Genomic DNA, 12,150 nt, shown 5'->3' with positions numbered 1-12,150 from the left:
TTTAGTAGTTAACGCCCATTTTTTTGAGGTCTTCTTGACTTGCTTTTACATTACTTAATTCTTTTAAAGCAGCAAATACTGCATTAGCGAAGTTTACAGTAGTTTGAGTTTGTCCGAAAGATTGAGACCATACATCATGAATACCAGCAAGTTTTAAGATAGTTTTACCAACATCACCAATTACTAAACCTACTCCTGCAGGTGCAGGGATTAAGTTTACACTTACACTACTGGTTTTACCTTGTACTTTGAATGGTACTGTGTGTTCTCTTCCACATACACAACCCCAATCTCCACAACCTCTTCTTACTTTAATAAGATTGTATTTAGCGTTGTCTACAGCTTTTCTAATAGCAGGACCAACCTCTTTAGCTTTACCTTGGCCTAATCCTACGTAACCATTTTTGTTACCTACAGCAACAATTACTCTGAAATTAACTTTTCTACCAGATTTGTGCATCCTTTGAACTAAGTTAACATCCATTACTTCTTCTTCTAAATCAGGAATTAATGCATCGACAATTTCTAATTCCATAATAGGGAGACCTTTTTCGAAGATTTCATCGATATCAGTAATGGTTCCATCTTTAACTAAGGTACCTAATTTAGTTTTAGGTTCCCATTCATCAATATTAAAACTCATACTTATTCCTCTGCCTCATCAATATTTTTAATAGTTTCTTCAAAGTTTGCAGGTAAATCTTTAGGATCGAGACCTCTTTCGAAATACTTTGAGAATTTTTTAGCAACTTCTTCTGCATCTAAGGATTCTGCATATGCAGCAATGTGTCCTCCATTAATACGGTCTTCATCTGGGAAGATGAAATCACCATGAGGGACTTCTAAACCTGCATCAACAGCACCTTGGAGAGCTGCGAAGATTTTGGATCCTTTAATTGGGGATTTTAAACCAATGTCTAAAATTGCATTTTCAACACCTTGAGCTAAAGCTCTTTTAGCACAGAGATAAGCGGTTAAATAGAATGCAGTAATGTTTCCAGTGTGTCCTAAGTAACCGTATTTTGCTAATTGTTTACTTACAGCTGAAGCAACAGTTAAATCTCCTTCAGGAGCGTAATTGATAACTTGAACAGTAGCATGAGAGTTAGAAACTCTAACAACTAAACGAGCTTTGTCGTAGTTAACTAATTTCATTCTTGCTGCGTAATCAGTTTTACCTTCTCTTCTTCTTCTGAAAGCTACTTTATAGTTAGTTCCATGTGCCATGTTTACTCATCTCCTTTAATTAAATCATGGTCACGGGCATAGTTTCTCATGTAAGATTTACTTCTGAATGCGCCACCCTTAGCCATTTTGTATAATTTACGGTAGGTAGTAACATCAATTACTTCTTCTTCACGCATTTCTTTAAGATCTTTCCTTAAAGCTCTGATGGTAGTCATCCAAGCTTTTTTCTTAGGAGTACGTGCTTTTTTAGCTCCTTTAATACTACCTCTACCTTTTCTTTTTCCTTTTGCTTTTTGTTCTTTAATTTTTTTAGATCTGTAGCTACTAATACCTTTTTGAGGTTTAGCTTTAATAGCTCCATCATTAATTAACTGCTTTACACCTTCCCTAGTGATCGCCATAGAAACTTCTTCTAATCTTTCTGGGTCAATCCATACACGATTAAGTCCTACTTTGAGGATGCTAGCAGCTAATCTTTTTTGAGTTGTAAGATTCATATATATAATCCTCCATACAGCATAGCTGATTTAGATATTTTATCTAAATTCCCTTTTTTTAATTTAATAATTTAATAGTCATATCAATTCATAAAACCCCGGAATTGATTGACTTATAATTATGATTTATTTATTTAAAACTTTAATACCAAGTTCTAATGCTTTTGCGAGCATTAAATCTTTTTTCCTTTTCCCGATAGAAGCACTTATTCTTGCAGCTTCAGTAGCTGGGTCTAAGTCTTCTAATTCTTGCATATTGTGAACAAGAACATCTTTGAATCCTGAAGGGTGTAAATCCCTAATAGCTCTAGGGGTTCTGTAACCAATTGCTGGCATATCAGGTTTACCAGCTTCATATCTTCTCATTTTACTGGTTTTACCTCTAGGGCGTCTCCATTTGATTCCAAGTTTTTTATAACGAGCATATTCTTGTCTTTTAAATCTTTTATTAGCCATTTAAATCACCAAATTTATTCTTTGCTAATTAAGTATATTCCATCTTGGAATACTCTAGGATCTCTTCCTTTAATTTTAGTTGCTTGTTCTAAGTTAGCCATAGTTTGACCAACATGTTCCTTATTAATACCTGTAACTGTTACCGCATCACCTTTAACTGCTACTTTAGAAGAACCTACGATTTTAGCAGTTCTTGGGTGTCTTTCCCCGAGGAAGTTGTCAATTACTACAGTATCTTTTTGAACTTTTACAGTCATTGGAAAGTGAGCAAATACGATTTTCATATGGTAAGTAAAACCATCAGTAACACCAATAATCATATTGTTAATGTGTGCTCTTGTAGTTCCAATCATTGCTTTATCTTTCTTTTTAGGAAATGTTGTTTCTAAAACAACAACATCTTCTTCTTCTTTAATACTTACATTAGGATATGTAAATTTTCTGGAATCTTCTCCATTAGGTCCTTTTACAGAGACCTCGTTATTATTAATTATAACTTCAACGCCTTCAGGGATTGCAATTTCTTCCCTTATAGCTGCAGCTACTACCATATTATCACCTAATACATGTAAGCCAACAAACGTCCACCGATTCCTCTTTCTTTAGCCTCATTGTGAGTCATAATTCCTTGAGGAGTGGTTACGATTAAAATACCAAAGTTTTTTGCTGGCAAATATCTTTTTTCAAATTTTTCAAATTCATCTTTCTTAACAGCATGACGAGGTTTGATAACACCACATTTGTTAATGTTACCGATTAATTCAACAGTGAATTTACCTGCCCTATTGTCATCAACATATTCAAAATTACCAATATAATTCTCTTTTTGCATTGTGCTTAAAACTTGTCCAATTAATTTGGAAGCAGGAGAAATAACACAAGAACCATTTACTTGTAATTCGTTATTTCTAATGTTAGTTAAAGCATCAGCGAGAGGATCCATAAGACTCATAGTAATTACCTCTAATTATATTTTTTAAATCCAATTTTAGGAGCAATTTCCCTAAAACATTGTCTGCATAAATTTAATCCGTATCTACTAATCATAGCGGAGTGATCTCCACAACGACTACATTTTTTAGCAGCTTTTCCGTATTTTCTTGGCAAAATTATCACCTTATTCAGTTACGTAATTTACTTTGAAATTTTCTTCCATAAATTTCATAGTTTCTTCTTTAGAAATTCTATGTTTTTGAGGAACTTTCTTTTGTTGGATTTTTCTTTTAGAAATTCTGTAACCAGGTTTTTCAAAAGTAACAGAAACGTTCATACCGAAAATACCAATATCTGGGTTATATCTCATACCAGGAATATCAATATGTTCTTTAATACCAAAAGAAAGGTTTCCTTGTGCATCAAATTGAGTAGGTTTAATATTTCTACTAATTCCTTCTAATACCATATCAATAGCTTTATCTGCTTTATCTCCACGTAAAGTTAATTTACATGCGATAGGTTGTTTTTTCCTAATTCCCCATTCTGGGTTAGTAACTTTGGAAAAAGTTTTAACAGGAGTTTGATCGAACATACTTTCTAAGAGAGAAATAGCACGGGATAATTTTTCACCTGCTTCTCCTACACCAATACTTACAGTAGCTTTTTCGATACGTACTTCGTTCATTGGGTTCATTGATTAACCTCCAATAAATCGATTACAGGTGCATCAGTACCAACTACAAATGCATATTCTTTTAAAGTTAAGAATTCATCATTAGCACTATTTTTAATAATAATAGTGTTAGGGTTAGTAGATTTGTTTTCGATGATTTCAGATACAGTACCTAATTCACCAGTGTGTTTACCACCAGTAACAAGGATAGTAGCTCCTTCTTGTAAAGGATATACTTCAACAATTTCTTGTTCAGGTACTTTTAAACAAATTACATCTCCAACAGAGTAAGCATCTTCTTCAATGATAACGTTTTTACCATCATGAAGGTTTAATTGAGTTTTTCCACCTTTAATAGTGGTTTTATTAACAATTTTGGATAATTTAGCACTTGCGTCTTCGATTAATTTTAATTGTAATCTTCCTTTTCTATCTAAAAGAACTCTATAAGATTCCTCAGTTTTAGGAATGTCAAGAACATCCATAAATCCTACTGGGAATTTATAATCTTTAACAACAATTCCATTTACAGAAACGTTACCAGAGTTGATGATTCTTTTTGCTTCTCTAGCATTGTCAGCTAATTTTAAAACATCTCTAATAACTAAAGTTAATGGAATAGATTTGCTAATGGAGTGAGAACCTGCGGAAGGTTTTACAGTCCAAGTATCTTCTTTAGGATGAATAGGCCAAGATTTAGGTGCTTTGTATCTTTTAAGATGTTTTCTAGATCCCATTTTAGCCATATTAATTATCTCCTTTATTTTTAATTCTTCTATCGTCGTCTAAATCTGCATCAATAATTACTAAGTTAGATGGATCAACTGGAAGGAAAGTAGCAGTTCCATCAGGTTTGGATAAAGTAACTTCTTCAATAGTAACTTTGTAAGAAGTGTAATCTACAGTGAGAACTTCTCCTTCATGTCCTTTAAAGTCTCCACGGACAACTCTAACTTTGTCTCCTGTTTTAACAGGTAAAGATTTTTTACCGACTTTTTCCCTTAAATCTTTACTTACAGAAGCACTTAAGTATTTACCACGTGAGTGAGCAGGAGCAGTATAACGAGCTTTTCTTTGTTTTCTTGGTTGAATTGACATTTTTTCACCTATACTAAAATATTAGCCGCACTACCTACACTAGGCCATCTGTCAGCTGCTTCTTTAGCAACAGGACCTCTAATTTCAGATCCTTTTAAAATTCCTTCTGGAGTAATAATAACAGCAGCATTATCTTCAAATTTAACACGAAGACCATCAGCACGTCTATATTCCTTTTTTTGTCTAACTACAACTGCGTTGACAACTTCTCTTCTCATGTCAGCAGTTCCTTTTTTAACAGAAGCAACAACTAAGTCTCCAACACCAGCAACGTCGAGTCTTCTTCTTACACCTTTGAATCCTTTTACGGAAATGATTTCGATTTCACGAGCACCAGTATTGTCAACACATTGGAGAGTTGCTCCAATTGGTAATGCTTTAGTTACGCTTGAGGTTAATGGTTTCATAATATTTACTCTCCTTTAACTTCAACTAAAACAAAATGTTTAGTTTTACTTAATGGTCTACATTCTGCAACTTTTACAGAATCACCAACATTCACATGTAAGCAATCAGGTTTGTGAACATTGATTTTAGATTTCCTTTTTTCGTATCTTTCATATTTTTTAATGAATTTATAGTAACTACGTTCAACAGTAATAGTCCTTTCTGCTTTGTTACTTACTACGATTCCTTCGAGAACTTGACCTCTTACAGCTAAAGTTCCGTGAAAAGGGCAGTTAGGATCATTACATGTAGTTTCTGGTTCTTGAACGTTAAGCCCAACCATATTATCACCATTTATATTTTTTTAAATCTTTTTTTTATTCTATCTTCAGGACGAATAGACAAAATATTACCATCAATTTCAACTTTTTCCCCGTTAGGAAGTTCAAACACGAAAAATGTTCCATTTTTAGGAATCATTTTTTCGCTGTTATCCTCTTCTTCAATATTAATGGTATTTTTTGTCTCATCAATAACTGTTCCTTTTAAATTAAGAGAAGGATTCTTCGGATTAACAGCATGAACTTTTAATCCAATAAATTCATGATGCACTAAATTATTTGAAGTAATCATATTCAGTCATCTCTTAATATAACATTTACAATAAATTATGCAGAATCACAATAATTTAATTGAAAAACATATCGAATAGATGAATTATCTTCTTTTCTTATTATTCTTTTTAGATTCACGAATCTCAATAGTATCAGATGAAAAACCCAAGTCAGATAAAACTTTTTTGACCTTAACTTTATGATCACCTTGGAGTTCTATTTGACCGTTTTTAGCGGTTCCACCACAAGCACATTTTGCTTTAAGGGTTTTTGTGAGTTCTCTGATATCGATGTCATGTTCATCTATACCTTCGATAATAGTCATGAGTTTTCCAAATCTTCTTCTAACAGTAAAAACTTTTAAAGATTGAACTTCACGTGCAATTTCTTCACAAACACAAAGTTCTTCAGGAAGCCCACATACATCACAAATTTTTGACATTTAATTCTCCCTTTGTTTTTCGTTCATTATTGTAAGAACACGAGCAATAGTTCTTTTTAATTCTCTGATTTTTCCAGGGTTTTCATTTACCCCAGCAGCTGCACTTTTAGAAATGTTTTTGGATAATTCAGCTCTGAGTTCAACTAATTTTTCTTGAATCTCATCAACTTCCATGTCCCAAATTTCTTTACTTCTTAAAATCGCCATTGTTCCAACTCGTTTAAGATTCATCCTCTACTTCTTCAGTAGATTCTTCTTCGACAACTTCTTCTAATTCGTCGAGATCTTCAACTTCTTCAATGATTTCTTCTTCAATGACTTCTTCAGTTTCAACATCGATTTCTTCTTCGACAACTTCACCATCTTCTTCGATAATCATTTTAGGAGGAAGAATTTCAACGGAATCAGGTAATACAGTTTCTGGAGGCATGATTCTTACATAAATACCTAAAACACCAGGTTTTAATTGAGCGGTAGCAAAACCTTCTTCAACTAATCTGATTGAAGGTTCACCACATTTTTTGATGTATCCTTCAACGAATTTAGCTACAGCAGATCTAGAACCTCTAATTTTACCAGAAATAGTTACTTCTACACCTTGAGCTCCTGCACCCATAATTCTACGAATGGTTGAGTAAGCAACTCTTCTGAAGTGCATACCTCTTTGTAACATATTGGATATTTTGTAAGCCATGATTTTAGGGTTAAGTTCAGGAACTTCAACTTCTTTAACTTCAATTTGAGGATTGTCTAATCCGAATTCAGTTTTAAGAGTGTTGGTAATAGCTCTAACATTTTTTCCTCCTCTACCAATAACCATACCAGGTCTTTCTGCGTAAACAACAACCATGGTTCCTAAAGGAGTAATTTGAACTTCCATACCCCCGTATCCAGCTCTTTCAAGTTCTTTTTCTAAGTATTCGTCAATTCTGGTTCTTCTAAGGCCCTCTGTGACAAAATCTTTTTCTATCATTAGTTAGCCTCCTGCAATACAATTTGAATATGAGTAGTAGGTGTGTTGAATGGAGTCATTCTACCGAATGCTCTTGGGATATATCCAGGAATTACAACACCTTTGTGGCTGGAGATATGTTCAATGACTAATTTTTCAGTGTCCATACCTTTGTACTCTGCGTTAGCTTCTGCATTTTCTAAAACTTTTAAAACTTGTTCAGCAGCTTTTACAGGGTATCTACCGGATGCCCAACCTTTGAGTCCTTTTCTGTGACCAACTTTTTTGTTGTGTCTTTTGAAAGGAACTGCTTTTTTCATTTCAATAACATCTGCTAAGTAAGCTTTTGCTTTACCTACTTCCATTCCTCTGATTGCGCTGCAAATTTCAACACAGTGTTTTGGAGAAATCTTAAGAGATCTTGCCATAGCACGTGCAGTTTTTGCTTCATCAACTTCTTTATTATAAGCATATTTGTTAGCCATGTTTTAATCTCCTTATTTAAGTGGTACAAACATGGATGATCTGGTAGCACCCATACCTGGGTCTCCGTGTTGAACTCTTTTTCTTGTTGGTGCGTATTCACCAAAGTAATGACCAATCATTTCTGGTGCAATTGTGACTTCAACAAAATTTTGACCATCATAAATACCGAAAGTGGTTCCAACCATTTCAGGTATAACAATCATGTCTCTGCAATGGGTCCTAATAACAACAGGACGACCATCTTTAGTTCCTTCTTTATTTAATTTTCTCATTTTATCCAAAACAATTTGTTGTCTTGGTAAGAATCCTCTTTTTAAAGATCTTCTTTGTCTTGCAGGGAATAATTCCATTACTTCTTCTAAAGACAATTTTTGAAGCTCTTCAAGAGTATAACCTTTATATTTAAATATTTTTCTTGCCAATGAAACACCCTCTATCTATCTTTTTAAACCTGTTCTCTTAGCTGCAATTGAACCAACTTTTCTTCCTGGTGGTGCATGTCTTGAAACAGTAGTTGGACGACCAGGATGTTGTCTGTTACCTCCCCCGTGAGGGTGGTCTACAGCATTCATTGCTACTCCTCTAACAGTCATGAATTTCTTACCTTTAGCTTTATAAGCATGCCATCTTTTACCAGCTTTAAGGAATGGTTTATCTTTTCTACCTCCACCAGCAACAACACCGATACTTGCACGGCATTTAGGGTTTAAGTATTTTAATTCACCAGATGGTAATTCAACAACAGCTTGGTTTGCGTCATGAGTAACTACAGAAGCGTAAGTTCCAGAAGATCTTACAAAACGTCCTCCGTCACCAGGAGTGTTTTCAATATCATAGATTGGAGTACCTTCAGGAATTTCAGCAAGTGGTAAAGTGTTACCAAATTTGATAGGAGCAGAAATACCACATTCAATTTCATCATCAATTTGAATGCTTTCAGGTGCTAAGATATATTTCTTTTCACCATTTTCGAATTTTACTTCTGCAATAGGAGCGGTTCTTGCTGGGTCATGTAAAATGTCAATGACTTTACCTTTGAGGCTACCTTCTTTTTCTAATGCATCGTAAGATCTGTATCTAATTTTATCTTTGAAACGATGAGAAGCAACACGGTGTGCAGGAGTTCCTCTTCCTCTTCTTTGATGTATTAATCGTTTTCCCATTCAAATTCCTCCTTAGAATACACCTATTCTGACAGCAAGTTCTTCTGCCATTTCTTCTTCAACAAGTTTGATGTATGCTACTTTTACACCTTTAGTAGTAATGTGAGTATTAACTTTAGCTACTTTTTCTTCGTATAAAGCTTCGAAAGCTCTTTTGATTTGACCTTTGTTAGCTTCACGATTTACGACAAAAGTAATTTCGTTATTTTGATCAATTAAGTTCATGGTTTTTTCAGTAACATGAGGTTTAATAATAATTGAGTATGCATTCATAATAATCACCTATTTTTCCAAATTATTGGAATAAACCTCCTAATTTTTCAACTGCTGATTTAGTGTAAATGGTAAGTCTTCCTGCATGGGTACCTGGTGCTAATAATTCAGCATTTAAGTTTTCAACAACCACTACGTCTACACCAGCGTGGTTTCTTGCACCTAAATGGATACCTTTATCTTCACCAACAACTACAAGAGGTCCTTTTACTTTTTTGTATTTTCTTCCTCTAGTTTTACCTCTACCAGCTCTGATTCTTTTTCCTTCTTTAGCACGTACGACATCATCGTAAACACCTAAGTTTTGGAAAATTTCACGAGTTTGTTTAGCAGTTTTTACAGCTTCGATTTCATCTTCAACAATAATAGGAACTTGTTCTAAATCTGCAACTTTGTGACCTCTGTTTTCAACAATATCTTTATTAGTAGTTGCTGCAACAGCAGATCTGATTGCAAGTCTTCTTTCTTTTATGTTGATTTTTTCATGATGATTTTTCTCAGCTCTAGTAGGATGTGCTTGTCTACCACCAATTGCCATTGGTACGAATGCTGCTTTAGAACCGTTTTTAATCCTAGGTACTCTAGCAGTTCCTCTACCGGAACCCCATCCTTTAGCAGATGTTCTTTTACCCGCCATAGGATCGTTACCCCAAGGTTGTACTCTAGCGGATTGTGCGGAGAGTACAGCTCTTTTGATCAAATCTGGTCTGTATACTTCATCAAAAATAGCTGGAAGTTCGATTTCTTCTTTAACTTCCCCATTAATAGAATAAACGTTAACTTTCATGATTATACCCCTTGTTTAGATTTTGTACTTATGTAATTAATTTGAGGGATATCCTCAGCTTTATTATTAGGTCTGATAGGTTGTCTTAAGATTACTAACCTTTTAGAAGGTCCAGCGAGGGATCCTTTAACTAAAACATAATCGTTTTTGACAAGTCCGTATTTTACAAATCCACCATCAGGGTTGATTTGGTCAACTTCATCTGCTGATGCGATTTTTAAAATTCTTTTATTGAATTCAGTTCTTTTATGGTATCCCATTTGACCTGCTTGAGCTACAGTCCACATGGTTCTTCTAGGAGTCCAAGGTCCGATAGAACCTACGTGTCTACCTTTACCTGCTCTTACAGCTTTACCATATTGAATTCTAATTCCCCATCTTTTAACTACACCTTGGAATCCTTTTCCTTTGGTAGTTGCGATAGCATCAACAAATTCACCTTCGTTGAAGATTTCACTAGCTTTAACTTCATTACCTAATAATTCTAATGCAGTATTTAATTTTTCTTCGACATTGGATCCACCAATACCACATTCGAATATATCTGGTTTTTTCTTAGGTACGCTAGTTACTTTTGGATTTGTGTGTACTAATACCCTAATTTCTTCTGTGTTTTCTAATGCACCTTGTATTTTTGCAATAGCTTCAGATTTATTGTATTCTTTAGGAAGAGAAATTTTCCTTGAAAGTTCTTCATCTAAATTGTCTGCAAGAACTTCGGTGATTACTTTCAATCCACGAGAAGTTTTTTCATAAGCTCTAATTCCCATTACTACGACTGGAGGTACTTCCAATACAGTTACTGGAGTGAAAACTTCCATACCTTGGGTAGGGGAGTTTTTATCGGAATCAGTCATGATAACATGAGTCATACCGACTTTATAACCTGCGAGGCCGAGTAATTTTGGTTCATCAATTTGAGGCCAAGATTTTACTCTAGGGGTTTCTTTAGCTGCTCTTTTCCTTGGACTAAAAGCAACAGACCCTTTTCTTGGCTGGTGATGTCTTACCATTTAATTTAACCTCCTTATTAATATTTTTCCTTATTTTTAAATTATTTTAATTTTTTATAGCTTAATAATCAATTTAATGACTATTAATAAGTTTTAACAAGATCATAATAGTTATAATCCCATCGAGTTAATAAATAGCTGTAAGCAAGCCTACAACTAGATAAATATTAAATTTTAATATACTCTATTGAGTTAAATCCAATTGGAGCACAATAAAAAATATATTCAATGTATAAATAATTCTGTGCTAAGATTATTTTTAGAAAGTCCTAAAAATATCCATGTATAAAAAGTTGAGCAAGTTATCTATTAGAGTGTAAAACTAATAAATCACGAGAATTAAAATCTCATACAATTGAATAAAGAAAGTGTAGCGACAACAGCCTCTTCGCTTCTAACAGTTTCAGTTCCTTGTCCAGGAATGGTATTTAATTTAATTAAATCCCAGTTTGGATTAGAAACATCTTCTTGAATTGAAGAATATGGGCCACCAAATAAAATAGCAATACTTTTAGATTCATCCAATTTTGGTTTTAATTCATCAAAAATAGAATTAATATAATCTCCATATCTTGTAGTTTCTACAACAAGATCAGGTTTAATTAATTTTAAGCTATTTTTAAGACTCTTAGTAGAAGATATAACATTATATCCCCAGTAAACGTCATCTGGTTTATCAGGTGTGACTATTACTTCTTTCTTAGCAATTTTAGTAATCTTAAAGTCAAAAATTCTTTTAACAGAAAGTTGCTCTTTACAGAATGCAAGTTTGTCCATACCTATATCCACGTAAGTTCCCTTCTTATTTCTCTTAACAGTAAACCCTTGTCTATAATCGCCCACGTCTGGTTGACTATTAACAGGATGATAAGGAGTCCTAAGAGGTGGAAGAATTCCAACATGCTTTAATTCTGATCTTATAGGAAATGCTTGTTTCCTCAAGTATTGAGGAGTATTCATATAACTCAAAATTTCTGCAATAAACTCTCCATCCATTTCTCCTTCTTCATTTTTAACATTGTCATCATTATAAATAACAACATTGTCTGCTTGAAAAATAGCTAAAGCTCTGCCTAAAATGCCTACTTTATAAGTACGAATTTTGAGATCTTTAGACTCAGAAAGAAATGAATTTGGAATAAATATAGATAGCTCATCTTTATACATTATATTAAAATATGTAAT

At 33.8% G+C, this 12,150-nt stretch carries 23 protein-coding genes; all 23 read right to left on the bottom strand.

Annotated elements, in window-relative coordinates; translation table 11 throughout:
- Nucleotide 1: 1 nt before the first annotated feature.
- The gene (rpsE, locus tag MR875_07250) at nucleotides 2-643 is read right to left on the bottom strand and encodes a 30S ribosomal protein S5 (protein ID MCI6994631.1); all 642 of its coding nucleotides are present in this window, start codon (nucleotides 641-643) and stop codon (nucleotides 2-4) included.
- A gap of 2 nt (nucleotides 644-645) precedes the next feature.
- Nucleotides 646-1,227 carry a 50S ribosomal protein L18 gene (locus MR875_07245; protein ID MCI6994630.1) on the bottom strand — a complete coding sequence of 194 codons (582 nt, stop codon included), beginning with the start codon at nucleotides 1,225-1,227 and terminating at the stop codon, nucleotides 646-648.
- 2 nt (nucleotides 1,228-1,229) lie between these two features.
- Complete coding sequence (locus MR875_07240) at nucleotides 1,230-1,685, bottom strand: 50S ribosomal protein L19e (protein ID MCI6994629.1); 456 nt, start codon at nucleotides 1,683-1,685, stop codon at nucleotides 1,230-1,232.
- 126 nt (nucleotides 1,686-1,811) lie between these two features.
- Entirely contained in the window at nucleotides 1,812-2,141 is a 330-nt protein-coding gene (locus tag MR875_07235) for a 50S ribosomal protein L32e (GenBank protein MCI6994628.1), read from the bottom strand.
- Between the two features lie 14 nt (nucleotides 2,142-2,155).
- Nucleotides 2,156-2,692: a 50S ribosomal protein L6 gene (locus MR875_07230; GenBank protein ID MCI6994627.1), complete on the bottom strand. Its 537-nt coding sequence runs from the start codon at nucleotides 2,690-2,692 to the stop codon at nucleotides 2,156-2,158.
- Between the two features lie 8 nt (nucleotides 2,693-2,700).
- Complete coding sequence (locus MR875_07225; protein MCI6994626.1) at nucleotides 2,701-3,093, bottom strand: 30S ribosomal protein S8; 393 nt, start codon at nucleotides 3,091-3,093, stop codon at nucleotides 2,701-2,703.
- A gap of 11 nt (nucleotides 3,094-3,104) precedes the next feature.
- Nucleotides 3,105-3,257, bottom strand: a complete 153-nt coding sequence (locus MR875_07220) for a 30S ribosomal protein S14 (protein MCI6994625.1) — start codon at nucleotides 3,255-3,257, stop codon at nucleotides 3,105-3,107.
- Nucleotide 3,258: 1 nt separating this feature from the next.
- The gene (locus tag MR875_07215) at nucleotides 3,259-3,771 is read right to left on the bottom strand and encodes a 50S ribosomal protein L5 (GenBank protein MCI6994624.1); all 513 of its coding nucleotides are present in this window, start codon (nucleotides 3,769-3,771) and stop codon (nucleotides 3,259-3,261) included.
- Nucleotides 3,768-4,496: a 30S ribosomal protein S4e gene (locus MR875_07210; protein ID MCI6994623.1), complete on the bottom strand. Its 729-nt coding sequence runs from the start codon at nucleotides 4,494-4,496 to the stop codon at nucleotides 3,768-3,770. The genes MR875_07215 and MR875_07210 overlap by 4 nt, the downstream gene beginning before the upstream one ends.
- 1 nt (nucleotide 4,497) lies before the next feature.
- Nucleotides 4,498-4,848 carry a 50S ribosomal protein L24 gene (gene rplX / locus MR875_07205; GenBank protein ID MCI6994622.1) on the bottom strand — a complete coding sequence of 117 codons (351 nt, stop codon included), beginning with the start codon at nucleotides 4,846-4,848 and terminating at the stop codon, nucleotides 4,498-4,500.
- An 8-nt stretch (nucleotides 4,849-4,856) separates the two neighbouring features.
- A complete protein-coding gene (locus MR875_07200; protein ID MCI6994621.1) occupies nucleotides 4,857-5,255 on the bottom strand; it encodes a 50S ribosomal protein L14 in 399 nt (132 codons plus the stop codon).
- 5 nt (nucleotides 5,256-5,260) lie between these two features.
- Nucleotides 5,261-5,578, bottom strand: coding sequence for a 30S ribosomal protein S17 (locus MR875_07195; GenBank protein ID MCI6994620.1), 318 nt, complete (start codon nucleotides 5,576-5,578; stop codon nucleotides 5,261-5,263).
- An 11-nt stretch (nucleotides 5,579-5,589) separates the two neighbouring features.
- Entirely contained in the window at nucleotides 5,590-5,868 is a 279-nt protein-coding gene (locus MR875_07190; protein MCI6994619.1) for a ribonuclease P protein component 1, read from the bottom strand.
- 84 nt (nucleotides 5,869-5,952) lie between these two features.
- Complete coding sequence (gene yciH / locus MR875_07185) at nucleotides 5,953-6,291, bottom strand: stress response translation initiation inhibitor YciH (protein ID MCI6994618.1); 339 nt, start codon at nucleotides 6,289-6,291, stop codon at nucleotides 5,953-5,955.
- On the bottom strand, nucleotides 6,292-6,498 hold the full coding sequence (gene rpmC, locus MR875_07180) for a 50S ribosomal protein L29 (GenBank protein MCI6994617.1): 207 nt from the start codon (nucleotides 6,496-6,498) through the stop codon (nucleotides 6,292-6,294).
- A gap of 13 nt (nucleotides 6,499-6,511) precedes the next feature.
- The gene (locus MR875_07175; GenBank protein MCI6994616.1) at nucleotides 6,512-7,264 is read right to left on the bottom strand and encodes a 30S ribosomal protein S3; all 753 of its coding nucleotides are present in this window, start codon (nucleotides 7,262-7,264) and stop codon (nucleotides 6,512-6,514) included.
- Complete coding sequence (locus MR875_07170; protein ID MCI6994615.1) at nucleotides 7,264-7,728, bottom strand: 50S ribosomal protein L22; 465 nt, start codon at nucleotides 7,726-7,728, stop codon at nucleotides 7,264-7,266. Before MR875_07170 ends, MR875_07175 begins: the two co-directional genes overlap by 1 nt.
- A gap of 12 nt (nucleotides 7,729-7,740) precedes the next feature.
- The gene (gene rpsS, locus MR875_07165) at nucleotides 7,741-8,151 is read right to left on the bottom strand and encodes a 30S ribosomal protein S19 (protein MCI6994614.1); all 411 of its coding nucleotides are present in this window, start codon (nucleotides 8,149-8,151) and stop codon (nucleotides 7,741-7,743) included.
- A 15-nt stretch (nucleotides 8,152-8,166) separates the two neighbouring features.
- Complete coding sequence (locus MR875_07160) at nucleotides 8,167-8,892, bottom strand: 50S ribosomal protein L2 (GenBank protein MCI6994613.1); 726 nt, start codon at nucleotides 8,890-8,892, stop codon at nucleotides 8,167-8,169.
- Nucleotides 8,893-8,904: 12 nt separating this feature from the next.
- Complete coding sequence (locus MR875_07155) at nucleotides 8,905-9,165, bottom strand: 50S ribosomal protein L23 (GenBank protein ID MCI6994612.1); 261 nt, start codon at nucleotides 9,163-9,165, stop codon at nucleotides 8,905-8,907.
- A gap of 22 nt (nucleotides 9,166-9,187) precedes the next feature.
- Complete coding sequence (rpl4p, locus tag MR875_07150; GenBank protein MCI6994611.1) at nucleotides 9,188-9,952, bottom strand: 50S ribosomal protein L4; 765 nt, start codon at nucleotides 9,950-9,952, stop codon at nucleotides 9,188-9,190.
- Between the two features lie 2 nt (nucleotides 9,953-9,954).
- Complete coding sequence (rpl3p, locus tag MR875_07145) at nucleotides 9,955-10,965, bottom strand: 50S ribosomal protein L3 (GenBank protein MCI6994610.1); 1,011 nt, start codon at nucleotides 10,963-10,965, stop codon at nucleotides 9,955-9,957.
- A 339-nt stretch (nucleotides 10,966-11,304) separates the two neighbouring features.
- The gene (locus MR875_07140; GenBank protein MCI6994609.1) at nucleotides 11,305-12,132 is read right to left on the bottom strand and encodes an RNA-binding protein; all 828 of its coding nucleotides are present in this window, start codon (nucleotides 12,130-12,132) and stop codon (nucleotides 11,305-11,307) included.
- Nucleotides 12,133-12,150: the final 18 nt, after the last annotated feature.

Origin of the sequence: Methanobrevibacter sp. (assembly GCA_022775905.1) — an archaeon.
Classification (GTDB): domain Archaea; phylum Methanobacteriota; class Methanobacteria; order Methanobacteriales; family Methanobacteriaceae; genus Methanocatella.
This window is presented reverse-complemented; position numbering and strand designations above follow the sequence as displayed.